This is a genomic window from Solwaraspora sp. WMMA2080, assembly GCF_027497395.1.
In the GTDB taxonomy this organism is placed as follows: domain Bacteria; phylum Actinomycetota; class Actinomycetes; order Mycobacteriales; family Micromonosporaceae; genus Micromonospora_E.
Genome location: NZ_CP114910.1, coordinates 764,595 through 783,858 on the forward strand (window position 1 = coordinate 764,595; position 19,264 = coordinate 783,858).

The following is a 19,264-nucleotide window of genomic DNA, read 5'->3' on the forward strand; positions in this document are numbered from 1 at the left end:
ACAGCGGCCGGCGCGGGATGCGCCGGGGTGGGGTGGCTGGGACGGTTCAGTTCTGGTGGCCGTCGTGTCCGGCACCGGCCTGGATGTCGGCGGCCGGCTCGCCGCCGACGTCGACACCCGACTGGGCGAGCACCGCACGGTGCTGGTGACCGCCGGGCGGCATCTGTCCGTTCTCGTCGAGGACGTGCAGGGTGGTGGCCATGCCCAGGTCGGAGTGGAACTGCATGTGGCAGTGCAGCATCCAGTGGCCCGGTCCGACCGAGTCGCCGGCGACGATGGTCACGCCGAACGAGTCACCGGGACCGAGGGTCTTGTTGTCGATAACCGGGATGGAGTCGACGATCGCCTTGTTGTCGCCGGCGACCACGCCGGTGCGGGTGTCCGCCCAGGAGTGGCCGTGGACGTGCCAGGTGTGCATGTCGTCGCCGGTGCCGACCACGATGAACTCGACCCGCTCGCCGACCTTCGCGACGAAGCAGGCCGGGCCGGGCACCGGGTTGTCCAGGTCGCAGTCGTCGGTCGCGGCCCCGCGACGCAGGTTGATCGACTGGCGGTCGCCGAAGACCGTCACGTAGGTCCGGTCCGGCCGGGGGTCGCCCTGCCGGCGTACCACCAGGCCGCCGAACAGGCCCGAGCCGATGCCCTGGGTGCCGTGCGGGCCGCCGACCACGTGGTCGTGGTACCACCAGTAGCCGGCGGTGCCCGGCGAGCCGGTCCGGGAACTGCGCGGCTTCGCGTACCAGGTGTAGGTCCGGGACTCACCCGGCCCGACATAGGAGCCACTGTGTACGGTCCCGTCGGAGTCCTGGGTGTACTTCACCCCGTGTGCGTGCAACGAGACGCCGAGCGGGTGCTCCGGATCGGTCCGCAGCTGACCCAGCGTCTCGGCGGTCACCTGGTTGTGCAGGGTGATCGCCAGGCACTCGCCTTCGATCATCTCCATCGTCGGGCCCGGGTAGGAGGCGGTCTGCGGGGTCAGGCCGTAGCCCAGCCGGATCTGGTTGGTCACCGGGTCGCGGGGCAGCTCCACGGCGTACAGCTGCAGCTCCCGGTCCGGAGCCACGCAGCCCCCGGGCACCACGCCGTCGGCTGGTTCGACTGCGGCCACCGGGTCGGTGGCGCGGTGGTTGACCGCGTACGCGGCACCCGCGCTGGCGAAGGTGACCGCCAGGACCGCCAGGACCACCAGGGCCCGGCCCACGCCGTTATCAGGCGGGCCACCCGGTCTGGCCGATTCGTCGATCGGGCCGGTGCTCAACTCTGTCGTCTCGTTCAACGTCCGTTCCTGTTCGTCGCGTCGGTCATCGCCGGTCGGGGGTGGTGGTCTGTCCGTCGGGGTCCCGGGCCGCTCACGGCGTCAGCGGGGCGATCCGGACGTTGCGGAAGCTGACGATGTCGTCCGCGCCGTGCACCTGCAGGCCGAGGTAACCTTCGGTCCGCTGCCGACCGGCACCGCCCGGGTCGTCGGCCCGAGGCGGGTCGAACACCAGGTCAGGGGTGTTGACGAACTCGTTGACCAGCTCCCCGTTGCGGAAGATCGAGTAGTGCTGCCCGACCACCCGGATCTCGTAGTCGTTCCAGGTGCCCTTCGGGGTGACCCCGGCGGCGTCAACGTCGACGCCGTCGAACCCGTACACCGAACCGGTCTTGTAGCGGTCGCCGACCGGGCCGTCGAAGATCTGCACCTCGTGGCCGTACTTGATGGCCACCCATTCCGGCCGGGGCTCCTGCGGATGCTGGTGCACGCCGGGAAACCGGACGAAGACGCCGCTGTTGGCCCGGGCGTCACCCGGGGCGTCGTCGCGCCACTGCAGCTTCACCGAGAAGTCGCCGTAGCTGCGGATCGGGAACCAGAGCAGGCCGAGTCCGGCGACCGGCCGGCTGGTGATCGAACCGTCGGCGTTGCGGGTGAACCCGCCCGCGCCGACCTGCTCCCACTGATCGAACGACGCGCCCGACCGGTTGAGGATCGGCTGGTAGCCGGTGTGGGCGTCCGACTTGCCGACTGCCGACAGCTTGGCCGTGTCGATCAGGGTGACCCGCTCGGCCTGGCTGATGACACCCTGTTCGCGCAGGTTCTTGACCACCGCGCGGACGTGCTGCATGAACTCGTTGTGGTTACGCCAGATCCGTTCGCTGGCGATCAGGTTGTTGATGGTGCAGCCGGGACCCACCTGCCGGTTGGGCACCGCACTGTTGCGGGTGCCCAGCCAGACCGTCGGGCGGGTGTCCAGCACCGGGCACTGCGGATCGCCGCCGCCGGCGACCACGGTGAAGGTGACCGATCCGGGATCGGAGGTGTTGCCGGCTTCGTCGGTGGCGCGGTAGCTGACCGTGTGCGTACCCGGGCTGTTCACCGTGACCGGGGCGGTGTAGCCGGTGTAGGCACCGCTGTCGAGGGAGTACTCGACACTGGCGACCCCGGAGTCGTCGTCGGTCGCGGTGACGGTCACCGTTGCGGTGTCGAGGTAGGAACCGTCCTCGCTCTGCGCGCCGGACACGGAAGCGGTCACCGTGGGTGCGGTGGTGTCCGGGTCCGGGGGCGTGGTGACGGTGAAGGTGACCGACCGCGGGTCCGAGGTGTTGCCGGCGATGTCGGTCGCCCGGTAGGCCACCGTGTGCTGGCCCGGCTCGTTGACGGTGACCGGGGCGGTGTACTCGCTGAACTCGCCGCCGTCGAGGGAGTGCTCGATGGTGTCGACACCGGACATGTCGTCGGTGGCGGTGAGGGTGACGGTGGCGGCACCGAGGTAGGCCCCGTCGTCGTCGCGCGGCCCGGACAGTGCCGCGGTCACCTGGGGTGCGGTGGTGTCCTCGGTGTTGTCGTCGCTGACCACCAGTAGCCCGTTCATCAGACCGTGGCCGGGGATGGCGCAGAAGTACCGGTACGTCCCCGGAGTGAGTACCACGTCGACGGTCCACAGGCCGCCGTTGGCGTCGTACGGGTCGGCCAGGATGTTGACGTTCACGTCCTGGTTGTAGGTCGGGTCAGCGGTCTCGAAGGTGAGCGTGTGCTGCATGCCGCTGGTGTTGCCGGTCGCTGCGCTGTTCTCGAAGACCAGCGTCGCCGGGCCGGGCTCGGCGGTGGTCGGCGCCGAGGTGTACGCGGTGACGTCGTTGCCCGTGGTCCAGGTCAGTACCTGGGCGGCCCGGTACTCCGGTGGACCGCCGTGGGTCGGGCGGGCGTTGACCGGCGCCGCGGCCAATGTGGTGGTGAGGACCATGCCGACCACGGCCGCCAGCGCGGTCAGCGACCGTCGCGGTCGGGTCGGTGCTCTGCTCGGGCGGACAGCTCCGCCGTGTTGGTCAGGGTTGACTGCCATCTCAGCGTACCTTTCATCACAGGCCGGTCCGTTTCGGACAGACTCGGTGCATGGTCGGCCACCGGCCGGGGTGATCCGGGCGCGCGGAAACTGCACCAGTGGGGGTACGGGTGCGGCCACGCTTCACCGGCACCCGGGGCAGGCGGCCGACGCCGGGCGGGTGCGGTGGTGATACCGGGTGTGCGGGTAGGTAGGTGACGGGAAACGTTGGGCGGGTCCGACAGGTGACGACTGCCCTGGCGGCCAGGGAATGAGTAGGGCGACGGGGGTGCGGGCGCGCGCCGCCGCGCCGATCGGATGCGTCCAGTGTTTCCGGGGGGTGCCACGGCCCCGGCGAGGTCGTCGCCGTCGGGCGGGTGCCGTGCCCGCCCGACGGCGTCCGGTCGGGGCAGCCAAACTGTTTGGTTACCTAACCGAATGCCTCGGTGATCTGGAGGCTATCGGACTTGGGATCGAGGTGTCTACATCTTTCGGTGGTTCATCCCAGACTTTCGCCAGTGTCGACAGAAGGTGTGGAAGGGCGTTAGGTCACGAGCAGTGACCACAGTGTTGGCTGAAGCTGTCCGGAGCCGCCGGGATCAGGCCCGGGACCGGGCCAGTAGGTAGACGAAGTACGGGGCACCGATCAACGCCACCGCCAGGCCGGCCGGCAGTTGGGCCGGCGCGACGACGGTACGGCCCACGGTGTCGGCCAGTCCGAGCAGGACCGCACCGAGCAGCACCGCGACCGGGATGATCCGCGCGTGCCGGCCGCCGACGAGCGCCCGTGCGGCGTGCGGCGCGACCAGTCCGACGAAGCCGACGACACCGATCGCGGTCACGCTCAACGCGGCCAGCACGGCGGCGACCGCCAGCACCAGGAGACGGATCCGTTCCAGACCGACACCGACGATCCGGGGCGAGTCCTCGTCGATCGCGATCAGGTCCAGCTCGCGGTGGGCGGCCAGGGCGACCGGCAGCGCCACCAGCAGGGCGACCACCACCGGGACCACCTGGGTCCAACTGCGGCCGTACGTCGTGCCGGACAGCCACGTGTAGATCTTCGGCGTGTCCCACGGATTCGACCGCACCAGCAGATAGGTCGTCAGGGCGGTCGCCGCGTACCAGACCCCGACACCGATCAGGACCAGCCGGTCGGTGTGCAGCCCGCCCCGCCAGGCCACGGAGTAGACCAGACCGAAGGCGGCCAGCGCGGCGCCGGTGGCGGCGGCGATCATCGTCGCGTTGCCGCCGACGCCGCCGGTCACCACGATCACTGCGGCCAGCCCGGCCCCACCGGTGATGCCGAGGATTCCCGGCTCGGCGAGCGGATTGCGGCAGGTCGCCTGGACCAGGGAACCGGACAACGCGAGGGCACCCCCGGCGGCCAGCGCCGCCGCCACCCGTGGTGCCCGTTCGTCCAGTGCGAAGCGGATGACGGGCGGTCCTTCACCGGACAGCCAGAGCGCGATGTCGCCGGTGAGCAGCCAGGTGTTGCCGGCGAGCAGGCCGAGCAGCCCGGCGCCGGCGGCGGTCGCGCTGACGACCGCCAGGACCGTCCGGTACCGGCGGCGGCTCCGGGGCCCCATCCGGCTGCCCGGCGGTTGCCGGGTCGGGCCGAAGTCGCGTACCCGGCGGGCCAGCACGATGAGCAGGACGGCACCGACCAGGGTGGTGGCCACCCCGGTCGGCACCTGACCGGCCCGGTCCGCGCCGAGCAGGGCGCGGATCACCCCGTCGGCCAGGACGACCGTCAGCGCGCCGACCAGACCCGCCGCCGGCACCAGTACGGCGTGCCGGTGCAGCGCCGGTACGAACCGTGCCGACATCCGGGTCACCGCCGGCGCGCAGAGACCGACGAACCCGATCGGGCCGGCCAGGGTCACCGCCGCCGCGGTGAGCAGCACCGCGAGCACCGTCCCGACCGCCCGGGTCGCCCGGACCGGTACGCCCAGCGCCCCGGCCGTGTCGTCGCCGAGACCCAGCAGGTCGAGTCGGCGGGCCAGCAGCCCGGCCACAGCCGTGGCGCCGACCACGACCGGCGCGGCCTGCCCGAAGGCGGTCAGCCCGAGCTGGCTCAGCGATCCGCTGCCCCAGGCGAACAGCCCGGTCGTTTCCTGCTGGAAGCCGATCAGCACCGCGGCCGTGGCCGACTGCAACGCCATCGCGACGACGGAGCCGGCCAGGACGAGACGAGTCGTCGAGCTGCCCGCGCCGCCAGCGAGACCCAGAACGAGACCGGCGGCCAGCAGCCCGCCGACGAAGGCGACGACGCCCGACGCCCAGAGCGGCACACCGAGGCCGAACGCCGCGACCGCACTGACGGCGAAGTACGCCCCCGCGGTCACCGCGAGGGTGTCCGGTGAGGCGAGTGTGTTGCGGGCCAGCGACTGGAACAGCGCGCCGGCGACGCCGAGGGCGAAGCCGACCGCGATTCCGGCCGCCAGCCGCGGGAGCCGGGAGCCGAGCAGGATCTCCCGGACCGCCTCGTCGGCACCTGTGTCCCCGCCGCCCGCCGCCGCGAGCAGGTCGGCGAGCCCCACCCCCGAGGTGCCCTGGGTCAGGTGCCAGCCGGCGGCGACCACCAGGGCCAGCCCGAGCGACAGCAGGGTGCCCAACCCGCCGACCACGGCCCGGCGGTCCGCACCGGACGCCGCCACCGGTCTGGTGGCGACGGTGCCCGGCGTCGGACGGAGCCCCGTGGGCACCCGTGGACCGTCGTTCACGATGGTCAGCTGGCCAGGACGTCGACGTAGGCGTCGAGCACCTGCTGCGACGAGCGGGGGCCGCCGAAGGTCCAGATGCCGGCCGGGAAGGCGTACGCCCGCCCCTGCTCGACCGCCGGCAGCGACGCCCAGATCTCGTTCTTCTCCAGCTCGGTCAGGACGCTGCTGGCGGGGTCGGTGGTGCCGGTGTACAACAGGGTGGCGTCGCCGACGGTGGTCATCCCCTCGATGTCGGTCTGACCAAGGCCGTACGCCGGGTCGACCTCGCCGGTCCAGGCGTTCGTCAGGCCGATCGCCTCGCCGAGTTCACCGACCAGCGATCCCTGGCCGAACGGCCGGATAGCGACGTTGCCGCCCTGGACCCAGCCGTCGAAGTAGACGAACTCGGTGCTCGTGAGCTCAGCGCCGGCGATCTGCTGCTTCGCCTCGTCCAGGCTGGCCTGGAACTCGTCGGCGACGAGGTCGGCCCGATCGGAGCGGCCGAGGGTCTCGGCGATCATCGCGAAGGTGTCCAGCATGTTCTGGACCGGGTCGGCGGCATCCGCCCCCCGGGTGGCCAGCACCGGGACGTCGTACTCGGCGAGCTGCGCGATGACCGGGTCGTCCTCGGCGGTGGCCTCGACGATCACCAGGTCCGGATCGGCGGCGAACAGCGCGTCGAGGTTGGGCTCGCCGCGCAGTCCGACGTCGGCGACGCCGTCCGGCAGCTCCTCGGCGGTGTCCCAGGTGCGGTAGCCGTCCGGGTCGGCCACCGCCACCGGGGTGAGGCACAGGGTGAGGACGTCCTCGATCTGCTGCCATTCCAGTACGGCCACCCGCTGTGCCGGCTCGTCCAACGTCACGGTGCGCCCGAGCGCGTCGGTGACCTCCACCGGTCCGGTAGAGGTCACGGTGGTGTCGTCGGCGCAATCACCGGAGGCGTTGGCCGTGGGCGTCTCGTCTGCGGTCTGCGGGTCGCTGGTGCCGCAGGCGGCCAGCGCCGACGGGATAAACAGGACGGCGGCCAGGGCAGCCGTCATCGATCGGGTTCTCATGGGTTCCTCACTCGTTGGTTGACCGGGCGATCAGCGGCGCCGGTGGTGTCGCCCTCGGGGCTCGACCCGCACCAGACCGGTGGCCGGGTCCACGGTGGTGTCGATCGGCAACCCGTAGACCTCGGAGAGGTGCTCCGTGGTCAGTACCTCGGCCGCCGGGCCGGCGGCCCGCACCCGGCCCTGGCTCAGCAGCACGATCTGGTCGGCCACGTCGGCGGCCTGGTTCAGGTCGTGCAGGACGACGCCGAGCGCCGTCCGGTGCCGGTCCGCGAGGTCACGGACCAGGTCGAGGATCTCGACCTGGTAGCGCAGGTCGAGATGGTTGGTCGGCTCGTCGAGCAGCAGCACGCCGGTGTCCTGGGCGAGACAGGCGGCCAGCCACACCCGTTGCAGCTCACCGCCGGAGAGCTGGTCGACCGCGCGGTGGGCCATCGGCGTGGTCCCGGTCAGCTCCATGGCGTGGTCGACCATCGCCTGGTCGGTGTCGGTGAGCGGGCTGAACCGGCGCCGGTGCGGGTGGCGCCCGAAGGCGACGACGTCGCGGACCCGCAGGCCGGACGGGTGCGGTCGCGACTGGGACAGCAGCGTCACCCGGCGGGCGAAGTCGCGGGCGGACAGCGGTGCCGCGTCCTCGAGGTCGCCGTTGCCGCGGCTGAGCATGATCCGGCCGGACGATGCCCGGTGCAGTCGGGCGAGCGAACGCAGCACGGTGGACTTGCCACTGCCGTTGGGGCCGATCAGGGCGGTCACCACGCCGGGGTGGATGGCGACGGACACGCCGTGGACGACCGTGGTGCGCTGGTATCCGAGCACCAGGTCGTCGCCGTGCAACGCCGTCGCGATCATGTTAGGTGAGGCTACCCTAAACGTTGATCGAGGCAAAGTCGCCGGGCACCGGCCGCCCGGCGTACCGGCGGCGACGCCGGATCCCCGGCCGCAGGACGCCGCTCGGGCATCCCGCGGACCGGGGATCCGGCACCGGTCAGGGCAGGGTGTTCAGCACCAGCGTGCCGATCTCGGAGCCGAGCACGCCGGCCCGGTTCTCGCCGGCCACCCCGTCGGCCCGGTTCATCAGTACCGCCACCACGATCCCGTCGTCCGGGTACATCTGTAGATACGCGGTGGAACCGTCGGCGCCACCGGTCTTGCCGATCCGGCGGTGCCCGTCCTCGGTGCTGATCGACCACCCGTACGCGTAGCTCCACCCGGTGTCGACCCACATGGCGTCGAGCGAGTCCGGGCCGACGATCTCGCCGCCGGTCAGCTTGTCGCCGAACCGGGCCAGGTCGGCGACCGAAGACTCCATCCCGCCGCCGAGGACCTTCCAGCTCACCTCGTCGCCGCCGTACTCGTCGTTGGCGCCGTCGTAGAAGGTGCTGCGCCGTACCGAGGTGTCCGACAGGTTCTCGGGCCGCAGGGTGCCCAGGTTGAACGCGGCGGTCAGCTCCGATTCGGTCAGCTCGCCCACCGGTGCGCCGGTCGCGCCCTCCAACGCCGCGCCCAGGATGGTGTAGCCGTGGGTGCTGTAGTGCGGGTCACCGATCGAGCAGACCAGGTCGGAGTCCCAGAACTCGGCCGCGGCCGCGGTGGCGTTGGCGTTGGCGTACCAGGTGGTGCCGAGATCGGTGTCCTCGGCCTGCCACTGCGCGACGTCGTCCGGGTCGGCGCCGTCGTCGGCCTCCGTGCCCGCGTAGTGCCGCACACAGGCCCGGTTGCTGGCCACCTGCTCCACCGTGTCGCCGCGATCACCAGAGCGGCGAGTACGCGGCTTCCCGTGCCGCGTACGGATTCGGATCTCATGGTTTGCTGCTCCTCTCGATGGTCCGGCTGATGCCGGACACCAGATGGGAGAGCAGCGACCCGGCCTGACCAACAGGTTCTGTTGTCAGGTGGACGACAGACCGAACGGCATTGTCCTTCGCGCCCAGGTCCAGGAACGTGACCCGGGCGTGGCCAGATCGGCCCGATCAACGCTGTCGTTACCGGTAGTGCGATGCTTCGTTGGTATATGAGGAGATTGCCCGCTTTGCGTGGGTGGTGGTGCCCCAGGCGTCCCGAATCGGCAATGAAGGAGTCGGTCATGACCCGCGTGATGACGGTTGTCGGCACCCGGCCGGAGATCATCCGGCTGTCCCGGGTGATGGACCGGCTGGACCGCACCGTCGACCATGTCCTGGTACACACCGGGCAGAACTGGGATCCGGTCCTCTCCGAGGTCTTCTTCACCGAGCTGCGGCTGCGCCCGCCGGACCGGTCGCTGGGCGTGGACACCACCTCGCTCGGTCGGGTGCTCGGCGGCGTCCTGGTCGGCATCGAGGCCGCCCTCGACGACTGCCGGCCGGACGCCCTGCTGGTGCTCGGGGACACCAACAGTGCCATCGCCGCCCTGATGGCCCGCCGGATGCGGGTGCCGGTCTACCACATGGAGGCCGGCAACCGGTGCTTCGACCTGAACGTGCCCGAGGAGACCAACCGGCGCCTGGTCGACCACGTCTCCGACTTCAATCTCGTCTACAGCGAGCACGCCCGCCGCAACCTGATCGCCGAAGGCCTCCATCCGCGCCGCATCCTGCACACCGGCTCACCGATGCGGGAGGTGCTGGAGCACCATCGGGCGGATATCGCCAGGTCCACCGTGCTCGACCAACTCGGGCTGACCGCCGGCGGGTACTTCGTGGTCAGCGCCCACCGTGAGGAGAACGTCGACCGGCCGGACCGGCTGCACCAGCTGCTCGACTGTCTGCGGGCGGTACGCGACGAGTGGGCGCTACCGGTGCTGGTCTCCACCCATCCGCGTACCCGCAAACGGCTGGAGGTGCTGGCCACCGACCCGACCAGCCTCGACCGGATCACCTTCCACGAGCCGTTCGGGCTGTTCGACTACGTACGCCTGCAGTGCGCCGCCCGCTGCACGCTGTCGGACAGCGGCACGATCAGCGAGGAAGCGGCGATCCTGGGCTCTCCAGCGGTGACGCTGCGGGAGTCGATCGAACGGCCGGAGGCGTTGGACGCCGGCGGCATCATCATGACCGGGCTGGACCCGGCCGGCGTGGTGGAAGCCGTCCGGGCGACCGTCGAGCAGGTCGCCTCGGCCGGGGTGCCCTGCCCGGCGGACTACCAGGTGCCCGACACCTCGCGGCGGGTCGTCGACTTCATCCTGTCCACCGTGCGGCGCCACCACGAGTGGGCCGGGCTGCGTCGCTGAGCGCGGCAGCCCCGTACGAATCGAAGGCTGAGCCGACAGTGCGTGAAACGACGACCCGGGTCCGCCCCGCCGCCGGCGGGGCGGCGACCCGGCAGAACGCCGGCGGGGCGGCGACCAGGACCTTCCGGATCCTCGCCACGGCCGCGGTGTTCGAGCCGGGGTTCCGTGGCGGCGGCCCGATCCGGTCGCTGCGCTTCATCCTGGACACCCTGCCCGACGACCTCGACGTCACCCTGGTCACCCGCGACCGGGACCTGCACGCGAGCGACCGGTACCCGGGGCTGTCCGGCGAACTGGTCCACCGCGACGCCCGCTCCGCGGTGTTCTATCTCGACCCGGTGCGCCCCCGGCAGTGGCTGCGGCTGCTGCGGCAGATCCGGTCGCGGCCGGTTGATCTGCTGTACGTCAACAGCCTGTGGTCGATGTACTCGGTGGTCCCGATCCTGGCGGTGGCCCTGCGACTGCTGCGGATACCGGCGATCATGATTGCCCCGCGCGGCGAACTGGCCCCCGCCGCTCTGGGCATCAAGGGCGGCAAAAAGCGGCTCTTTTTGGCGGTGTGGGCACCGGTGCTGCGTCGCCTCGGCGTGCGGTGGCAGGCGTGCAGCCAGCTGGAGGCGGATCAGATCGCGGCGGCGCTGCCCTGGGCACGGGTGATGGTCAACGGCAACGAGTGTCCGATCCCGGATCGTCCGCCGCCACCGGTCGTGGCGCACGACGGTCCGTTGCGGCTGGTCTTCATCGGCCGGATCTCACCGATGAAGAACCTGGACACGGCGTTGGCAGCGGTGGCCCAGGCAACCCGGCCGGTCGACTTCGACATCTTCGGGCCCGATGAGGACGAGCCGTACTGGGCGCGGTGCGGTCAGCTCATCGCGACGGTGCCCGGCCATGTCCGGGTGCGGTACCACGGCGAACTGCCGGCCGCCGAGGTGCTGTCGACCTTCGCCCGGTACGACGCATTCCTGTTCCCGACGCTGGGCGAGAACTTCGGACACGTCATCCTGGAGAGCCTGGCGGCCGGCTGCCCGGTCGTCTGTTCCGACCGGACCCCGTTCAGTGAGTTGATCTCCAGCGCCGGCGGGGTGGTGGTCCGGCCGCTGACGGTGTCGGCGCTGGCCGAGGCGGTGAACGAGCTGGCTGGCCGGTCGGCGGGTGAGCGGGCCGCGGCGAAGGTGACGGCGGGGCGGCGGTACCGGCTATGGCGGCGGCAGGCGCGCGAACTCAACGTCCTCGACCACGCCCGCCACTTCTGCCGGTGACCCGCCGTCACCGGTGTGCTGCCAGGCTCGTTGGACTGGGTGTGTCCAGTCGTCTTCGTACGATCGTCCGGCGGGTGCGGGACCATCTGGCGGCCAGCCGGGATCCCGAGGCGTTCGTCAGATCGTTGGGAGTCAACCTGACCGGCCGGGTGCGCTTCTACGGCGTGAACCGGGCGATGTTCGGCTCGGAACCGTGGCTGATCACGATCGGCGACAACGTCTACATCACCTCCGGGGTGCAGTTCGTCACCCACGACGGGGGAACCCTGATCCTCCGCAAGGAGCATCCCGAACTGGACTGGACGGCTCCGATCGTCATCGGTGACGACGTCTACATCGGGATGCGGGCGATGATCCTGGCCGGGGTGACCATCGGCAACCGGTGCGTCATCGGCGCGGGTTCGGTCGTCACCCGCGACATCCCGGACAACACGGTGGCTGCGGGGGTGCCGGCCCGACCGCTGCGCACGACCGACGACTATCTGCGCAGTCTGCAGGCCAAGTCGCTGGGTATCGGCCACCTTCCGGTGGCCGCCAAGCATGCGGAGATGAAGCGGATCTACGGCGTACCGGCGCGGTGATCAGGCCCGGCGGTAGGCGATCCGCGGCGGCGGGAACTGGTGCACACCGGCGACCGCGACCGGCCCGAGCAGGCCGGCCACGCCGGACATCTGGTAGCCGAATCGGTTACCGGTCATCGCCGCCGGGCCGGAACCGATGTTCAACGTCGTGGCACCGCCGACCTGGCTGGTCCGCAGGGTGGGCGGGGTGGTGGCGGAGCCCTGCCACACGACGGCGTACCAGTGCCAGCTGGCGGGCAGCGTCACCGGCGTGGTCAGCACGTACTCCCGGATACCGGCGGTGGCCACACTGAGCGCGCCGAAGTCGGCGATCGGTCCCTGCGACGCCGGTCGACCGGTCGTCGGGTCGTGGGCGTACACGCCATGGCGCAACCAGCCGCTACCGGTCGCCGTAATCTCTACACACACCCGGTCGACCCGGGTGGCCTCGGCCAAGTACATCGGGTGCAGCAGCAGCCGCTGGAACGCGTCGGTGCAGGTGGTGGTCCCGGTAGGGCCGGCCAACGGCAGGAAGTAGCTGCCGATCCCGGAGGTGGCTCCGGGCAGCGGCTGCGGGCTGGCCTGGTCGGGATCCGCCCGCCACATGCCGTACCCGGGGGAGACCGGCACCTGGTAGGCGATGCCGTCGGCAGCGACCCGCTCCGCGACGGCGAGGTTCGTCGGTCCGACCGGGACCAGCCGGCGGTGGAACAGTTCCGGCGCTGGTATCCGGGCGGCGACGACGGTACCCACCCGCTCGATGATCACGAAGTCGCTGCTGCCGTCCGAGACGACCAGCTCGGTCGCGGCCGACGGCGGTGCCAGATAGCGTCGGTACGCGGTACCGGTGACCGTCTGTCCCGGCCAGAGCTCGCGACCCCACACCAGCTGCGGGTAGTTCTTCTTCAGGCTGGACGAGACGAACCAGCTCTTCGCTGTGGTGTGCCGCACCCTGGTCGCCGGCTCTCCGTCGTCGACCGGCAGCAGACCGGCGGCGATTCCCCACAGCTGGACCCCGCCGCCGCTGACCGCCCACTGGGTCATGCCGGTCGCCGGCATAGTCGGGTCCCGCAGACTCGCCGGGGTGATATCGGTGATCGCGGTGATCGCGGTGATCGTGTCGATCCGCGCCCAGGACGACCAGTTCAGTGTCCCGGCCGCCTCGACGTTCGGCATGAACTGCAGGCGGCTGCCGCCCGCCGGCACGGTCAGCGCCGAGCACTGGGTGACCCCGGTACTCAGGGTGAACCGGTCCATGGCGGTCACCCGCTGGGTGACCAGCAGGCCCCCCGGCGACCAGCGGTAGTCGTTGTCGATGCGACACATCGGCGGGATCCGGGTCATGATGGTGGCGAGCGGTGTGCCGATGTTGGCCTGGGCGGTGTCGATCATCCCCCGGTACGAGGGGATCACGTAGGACTCCCGGATCCGCAGCTGCTCACCGGTGGACCGGCCGACGGGCACCGGCCGGCCGTCGAGGTCGACGACCACGGTGTGCGAGTGGGTGGCCGGGCGGATCTGGACGTCCGGGGTCAACCAGGTGATCGGTACCGAGGTCCGGTTCGTCGCCCCGGCGACGTGGGTGAGTGCCGCCGCCGGCCGCACCCGCACGCCCTGGGTGACCCCGTCGACGATCGTGTACGGGTTGCCGAACAGCAGGCTGTTGCCGTTCGGCACGGCGAGCAGGGTGAAGGTCCGGATTCCGTCGGTCCACCGGGAGCCCAGGTCGGCGGTGGTCTTACCGTGGTTGGTGAGCGCGACCTGGGTGCCGATGTTGTAGCCGTGGTTGCCGCCGATGTACGACCAGCCGGTGTGGATCGGGCAGTTGTCGTCCGAGGTGTCGTGGATCCGGGTGCCCACCGCCGACATGACCGGCCAGACCTGGGCGTCGGTGGCGGTCGACGGCACGAGGGTGACCTGGGGCAGGCCCGCGTGCCACATGCCGACCATGGACTCGGCGTAGGCCAGGTTGGCCGGCATCACCAGGTCCCGGGTGCCGTCGAACCTTGACCTGATCGACATCAGGGCGTTCGACCGGTAGACCGTCAGTCCAGGCATCTCGGCACCTCCATGGCGAGCCGCGCGACCTGCTGTCACTGTGCGCCTTTTCTCAGTTCAGGACGGTTTTCGGTCGGTGACATGACAACGCTGCCGGCCGTTCGGCGATCCTTGCGGGCGGTATAGACAATGTGAGGCGATATCTCTGACAAAAGATGTTATGAACCCGTTACCCGCTCCTCGGTCGGCTCGATGTACAGGTGACCGGGCGGCACTGCGAGGAGTTGTCCCATGCGCATTCTGATCACCGGCGGAGCCGGCTTCATCGGCTCCAACCTGGCCCGTGCCGCACTGGTCGAGCCGGCGGTGAAGGAGGTCACCGTCCTGGACGACCTGTCGGTCGGACTGCGCGACAACCTCACCCGGCTGGACGTCGAGGTGGTCGAGGGGTCGATCCTGGATCCGGCCGCACTGGACGCCGCGATGGCCGGCCGGGAGGCCGTGGTCCACCTCGCCGCCCTGCCCAGTGTGCCCCGGTCGCTACGCGACCCGGTGGCCTCCCATCACGCGAACGCGACCGGAACCCTGCTGGTGCTGGAGGCGGCCCGCCGGCACGACGTTGCCCACCTGCTGGTCGCCTCCTCCTCGTCGGTGTACGGCATGAACCCGACGCTGCCGAAGACCGAGCTGACCTGGACCCGGCCGATGAGCCCGTACGCGGCGAGCAAGCTCGCCACCGAGGCGTACGCCCTGGCCCACCAGGCGTCGTTCGGGCTGCCCACGCTGGCGTTGCGGTTCTTCAACGTGTACGGCCCCGGGCAACGGCACGACCACGCCTACGCTGCGGTCATCCCCCGGTTCGTCCACGCCGCGCTGCGGGGCGAGCCGGCCCTGGTGCACGGCGACGGCACCCAGTCCCGGGACTTCACCTACGTCGGTACGGTGTGCGCGGTCATTCTGGACGCGCTGCGGCGCCGCGTGCACCACCCGCACCCGGTCAACCTTGCCTTCGGCGCCCGGGCCAGCCTGCTGGAGGTCCTCGACGACCTCGCCGGACTGCTCGGCCGGCGCGTCGACCGCGAGCACGCGCCGCCGCGTCCCGGCGACGTCGCGCACTCCCTCGCCGACACCGCCACGTTGCGGGCGCTCTTCCCTGGCATCAGCCCGGTCGACCGTCGGGACGGCCTGCGGGCGACCGTCGAGTGGATGGCCCGTCGGCTGGCCGTCGAGCCCGTCGCGAGCCGGTGACAGGGGCCGCCGACCGGACCGGACCGGACGGCCGTGACCGTGACCGTGCCGTACGGTCCGGCATCGCTGCGGCAATGGCGGCGAAGGCGACCGGCATGGCGGCCCCGCTGGTCATCACCCCGGCCTGCTTCCAGTACCTCGGTGACCAGCGGTACGGGCTGTGGATGGCGGTCACCGCGCTCACCGGGATGGCCTGGTTCGCCGACCTGGGGCTGGGCAACGGACTGCTGACCCGGCTCAGCCGGCTCGGTACCGACGTCGGGCAGCAGGCCAGGGAGATCTCCAGCGCGTTCGCCACGGTCGGCACGGTCGCCGTCGCCCTGCTCTGCGGCCTGTTCGCGATCAATCCGCTGGTGCCCTGGGAACGACTGTTCGGGGTGACCGATCCGCACATCGCCGCCGAGACGTCGACGGTGGTCCTGCTGTCGTTCGGAGCGTTCGCCGTCAACATCCCGCTGTCGCTGATCCAACGGATCCAGTACGCCGACGGTCAGGTCGTGCAGAGCAGCGTCTGGCAGTCGGCCGGCTCGCTGGCCGCCATGGTGGCGGTGCTGTGCGCCATCGTCGGTGGATGGGACCCGCTGGCGGTGATCGCTTGTGCGGTACTGGCGGTGCCCGCCGTCAACCTGGTCAACACCGTGGTCTACTTCGGCGTGCAGCAGCCGGCCAAGCGCCCCGGCCCCAGGTTGGTCGACCGGGCGACTGCGGCCGGCCTGCTCCGGCTCGGCCTGCGGTTCTTCGCGCTCACCGTGATGTCGTCGATCGCTGTCAACGTCGACAGCCCGCTGGTGGCGAACATCCTCGGACTCGCCGTGGCGGCGCACTACGCCGTCGTGGTGAAGCTCTTCGGTGTGCTGTCCATCTTCGTCGGCCTGGTCGGCATGGCGGTCTGGCCCGTGAACGGTGCGGCGTTGGCCCGTGGCGAGGTGGCCTGGGTACGCCGGCACACCCGACGGTTGGTGTTGCTCTACGGGGCGGTGGTCGGGGTGGCGGGCGCGGCGCTGGCCGGCTGGGGGCACCCGTTGATCGAGTTGTGGGTCGGCGGCATCGACCCTGCCGTGGTGCCGGGCCCGGTCCTCGCCGGACTCGCCTGCTGGAGCTTGCTGGTCGCCGTCAGCTCGCCGCTGATCCTGGTGCAGAACAGCGCCGGGCTGCTCCGGCCGCAGGCCGTCGGCTGGGCCGCGTTCCTGGTCCTGGCGACCGGCCTGAAGATCTGGGGCCTGCACCATCTCGGTCTGGTGGCCGTGCCGTTGGCGGCCTGCGTGGCTTACCTGCTCACCATCTGGCCCGCTGCGGTGATCGGCTACCGGCAGGCAATGGACCGGGCCGGCCACGGCGCCGGCCCGTCTCCCGCAGCGCCCGACAATGCAGCGCCCGACCCGGGCGCTGGCGGTGGCACGGCGGTCCGGCCGACAGTCGACGGAAGGGGGACCGGTGTCCGAGTTGGCGGTTGACCCGGACGACGTCCGTGACCATCCGGCCCCGCCCGGCGGTGGGGCGACCGCCCCACCGCCGGGCGGGGCCCGTCGCCGTGTCCTGCGGGTGGTGGGCGAACTGAACTACGGCGGCACCGAGACGCGTACCGCGGAACTGCTGCCACGGCTCGTCCGTGGCGGCACCGTGATGCATCTGCTCACTCTCAGCGACCACGTTGGACCGGGACCGCTGGCCGGGACGGTCGAGCGGTACGGTGGCTCGGTGACCGCCGTACCGCTCGGTGCGCGGTTTCCGGTCCGGTTCCACCGTCTGCTGCGCCAGCTGCGACCCGACGTGGTGCACGTCGACTGCGCCAACTTTTCCGGCGTGCTGCTCGCCCTCGCCGCGGTCGCCGGGGTGCCCGGCCGCGTCGCGCACTTCCGAGGGGACGACAACGCGCCGAGGAGCCCACGTCGTCGGATCCTCCGGTGGCTCGGCGGGCGGCTGCTGCGGACCTTCGCCACCGACGTCCTGGGCGTGTCGCCCGGCTCGCTGACCTTTGGCTTCCATCGGTCCTGGCGGGACGATCCACGCTGTCAGGTGGTGCTCAACGGGCTCGACCTGGACCGCCTGCGTCAACCGTCTGTCGATGACCTGCGGGCGATGATCGGAGCGGGCGTCGCCGATCTCGTCTGCGTCAGCGTGGGACGGGCCTCGCCGGAGAAGCGCCGCTGGCTGCTGCCGCCGATCCTGGCCGCGTTGCGTGACCGGGGGGTCACCGCGCATGCCGTACTCGTCGGGCCGGGCGATCCTGCCGACGACGCCCGGGTGCGTGCCGCGGCGGACGCCGTCGGGGTGACCGGCCGGGTGCATCTGCTCGGCCCCCGAGGCGACGTGGGCGGCCTGCTGGCACAGGCCGACCTGGTCGTCCACCCGTCCAGCCTGGAAGGGTTGCCCGGCGGGGTGCTGGAACCGGTCGCGCTGGGTATCGGCACGGTGGCCTGCGACCTGCCCGGCGTGCGGTTCATCGACGAGCGGCTGCCCGGCGTCGTGATCGTCGATCCCGGGGCGTCGGCGGCGGATTGGGCGGAGGCTGCGCTCGTCGCGGCCGCGTACACCGCCGCGACCACCCCCTCGGCCGCGAGCGATCGATTCGCCCACAGCCCGTTCGCGATCGATGCTGCGGCCGAAACCCATCTGGCGATCTACCGGCGGCGTCCGGGCCGCGTCCGGACCTGCACCGAAGGAGTCTGATGACCGAGCAGACCACGACAGTCGAGGTTGGACCACGAGCCGGTCACCGGCCGGCAGACCGGCAGCGTCGGCCACGGCCGCTGCTGATCGGCGCGTACGCGTTTCCGCACGGTGACGCCACCTCGAACCGGCTGCTGCAACTCGCCCGCTGCGCCGCCGGTGAGGGCGGGCCGACGCTGGTGGTCAACGACTGGCCTTGCGAACTGCCGTTTCCGCCGGACGGGCCACGGGCCAGCGGCGTCGAACTGATCACCTTGCGGATCCGGGGAGCCAACCACGTCAGCCGGATGTCGGCCCGTCTGGCCCGTCCGGTCCGCGTGCTGCGGGCGTTGCGGCGCCGTGGCGTCGGCCGCGGCGACGTCTCCGTGGTCCTGCTGCCGATGGCGATGATGACGTTCGGCAACTGGGCGGTGCTGCGTCTCGGGCTGCGCTGCCCGGTCGTGGTCGACGCCAGCGAACGCCACGACCGGCGACAGTTCCGGCGTGGCTGGTCCGACCCCTACTTCCTGCGCCACCGGTGGTCGACGTTTCTGGCGACCAGGCTCGTCGACCGGTTCACCGCAGTGTCCACCACCCTGGCCGGGCACTTCGAGCGCCGCGGCGGGGCCGTGCTGGTGGTGCCACCGCAGGTGGACTGCGACGAGTTCGCGCCGCCAGGGCCGCCGTCGCTCGACGCCGGCCTGCGTCTGCTGTACGCGGGCACGCCGGGGCGCAAGGACCTGCTTCACGTGATCGTCGCGGGGATCGGCCGACTGGCACCGCAGGACCAGCGGCGGGTCCGGCTGACCATCGCCGGGATCACCCGCGACGACGCGGCGAACCTGTCCGACCTGGACCCGGCGGTGCTCGAGTCCGTCCACGCCGAGGTGGTGTTCCTCGGCCGGGTACCCCGGGAGACCGTGTTGGAACTGCTGGCCGAGTCGCACTTCGCCATGCTGGTGCGGCCCACCGGCGGCTACGCGGCGAACGGCTTTCCGTCCAAGGTGCCGGAGAGTCTCGCCGCGGGGTGCCCGGTGCTGCTCAACCACACCAGTGACCTGGCCGAATACGTGCGTGACGGTACCGAAGGGCTGGTGCTCGACGGCAGCGGTCCGGACGACGTCCGCCGGGCGGTGCAGCGCGCGTTGCGGCTGCGCGACGAGCAGTGGACGGCGATGAGCCAGGCGGCCCGGTCGCGGGCCCGCCGTTCGTTTGACCACCGGGCCTGGTCGCAGCGGGTCAGTACGTTCGTCGTCCCGGCCGAGGGCCGGAACTGACGA

Annotated in this window: 14 protein-coding genes; 7 read left to right on the forward strand and 7 right to left on the reverse strand. The window is 71.3% G+C overall.

Annotated features, from left to right (window positions below; all coding sequences use genetic code 11):
• Positions 1-46: 46 nt before the first annotated feature.
• The 6 genes from O7543_RS03375 to O7543_RS03400 all read right to left on the reverse strand — a co-directional run bounded on the left by O7543_RS03375 (position 47) and on the right by O7543_RS03400 (position 8,935).
• A complete protein-coding gene (locus tag O7543_RS03375; RefSeq protein WP_281567332.1) occupies positions 47-1,201 on the reverse strand; it encodes a multicopper oxidase domain-containing protein in 1,155 nt (384 codons plus the stop codon).
• A gap of 148 nt (positions 1,202-1,349) precedes the next feature.
• On the reverse strand, positions 1,350-3,323 hold the full coding sequence (locus O7543_RS03380) for a family 16 glycoside hydrolase (RefSeq protein WP_281555226.1): 1,974 nt from the start codon (positions 3,321-3,323) through the stop codon (positions 1,350-1,352).
• A 578-nt stretch (positions 3,324-3,901) separates the two neighbouring features.
• Positions 3,902-6,010: an iron ABC transporter permease gene (locus O7543_RS03385; protein ID WP_281555225.1), complete on the reverse strand. Its 2,109-nt coding sequence runs from the start codon at positions 6,008-6,010 to the stop codon at positions 3,902-3,904.
• A gap of 23 nt (positions 6,011-6,033) precedes the next feature.
• A complete protein-coding gene (locus tag O7543_RS03390; RefSeq protein WP_281567333.1) occupies positions 6,034-7,062 on the reverse strand; it encodes an iron-siderophore ABC transporter substrate-binding protein in 1,029 nt (342 codons plus the stop codon).
• Between the two features lie 30 nt (positions 7,063-7,092).
• On the reverse strand, positions 7,093-7,908 hold the full coding sequence (locus O7543_RS03395) for an ABC transporter ATP-binding protein (RefSeq protein WP_281555223.1): 816 nt from the start codon (positions 7,906-7,908) through the stop codon (positions 7,093-7,095).
• Positions 7,909-8,044: 136 nt separating this feature from the next.
• Positions 8,045-8,935 (reverse strand): serine hydrolase domain-containing protein, encoded by an 891-nt coding sequence (locus O7543_RS03400; RefSeq protein ID WP_281555222.1) that lies wholly within the window; start codon positions 8,933-8,935, stop codon positions 8,045-8,047.
• 207 nt (positions 8,936-9,142) lie between these two features.
• Here O7543_RS03400 and wecB point away from each other — a divergent pair, with 207 nt between their 5' ends.
• The 3 genes from wecB (at position 9,143) to O7543_RS03415 (ending at position 12,110) form a co-directional block, all read left to right on the forward strand.
• Positions 9,143-10,267, forward strand: coding sequence for a UDP-N-acetylglucosamine 2-epimerase (non-hydrolyzing) (wecB, locus tag O7543_RS03405; protein WP_281555221.1), 1,125 nt, complete (start codon positions 9,143-9,145; stop codon positions 10,265-10,267).
• A gap of 38 nt (positions 10,268-10,305) precedes the next feature.
• Positions 10,306-11,529: a glycosyltransferase family 4 protein gene (locus O7543_RS03410; protein ID WP_281555220.1), complete on the forward strand. Its 1,224-nt coding sequence runs from the start codon at positions 10,306-10,308 to the stop codon at positions 11,527-11,529.
• A 74-nt stretch (positions 11,530-11,603) separates the two neighbouring features.
• Positions 11,604-12,110, forward strand: a complete 507-nt coding sequence (locus O7543_RS03415; RefSeq protein ID WP_281555219.1) for an acyltransferase — start codon at positions 11,604-11,606, stop codon at positions 12,108-12,110.
• On the opposite strand, the gene O7543_RS03420 is transcribed toward O7543_RS03415, so the two are convergent.
• Positions 12,111-14,147 (reverse strand): hypothetical protein, encoded by a 2,037-nt coding sequence (locus O7543_RS03420; RefSeq protein WP_281555218.1) that lies wholly within the window; start codon positions 14,145-14,147, stop codon positions 12,111-12,113.
• Between the two features lie 231 nt (positions 14,148-14,378).
• On the opposite strand from O7543_RS03420, the gene O7543_RS03425 reads away from it, so the two are divergent.
• The 4 genes from O7543_RS03425 to O7543_RS03440 are packed head-to-tail and all read left to right on the forward strand — an operon-like array spanning position 14,379 to position 19,261.
• A complete protein-coding gene (locus tag O7543_RS03425) occupies positions 14,379-15,335 on the forward strand; it encodes an NAD-dependent epimerase/dehydratase family protein (protein ID WP_281567334.1) in 957 nt (318 codons plus the stop codon).
• Complete coding sequence (locus tag O7543_RS03430) at positions 15,332-16,789, forward strand: oligosaccharide flippase family protein (RefSeq protein ID WP_281567335.1); 1,458 nt, start codon at positions 15,332-15,334, stop codon at positions 16,787-16,789. Before O7543_RS03425 ends, O7543_RS03430 begins: the two co-directional genes overlap by 4 nt.
• Positions 16,770-18,005 carry a glycosyltransferase gene (locus tag O7543_RS03435; protein ID WP_281567336.1) on the forward strand — a complete coding sequence of 412 codons (1,236 nt, stop codon included), beginning with the start codon at positions 16,770-16,772 and terminating at the stop codon, positions 18,003-18,005. The genes O7543_RS03430 and O7543_RS03435 overlap by 20 nt, the downstream gene beginning before the upstream one ends.
• Complete coding sequence (locus O7543_RS03440; RefSeq protein ID WP_281555214.1) at positions 18,005-19,261, forward strand: glycosyltransferase family 4 protein; 1,257 nt, start codon at positions 18,005-18,007, stop codon at positions 19,259-19,261. The genes O7543_RS03435 and O7543_RS03440 overlap by 1 nt, the downstream gene beginning before the upstream one ends.
• Positions 19,262-19,264 lie beyond the last annotated feature (3 nt).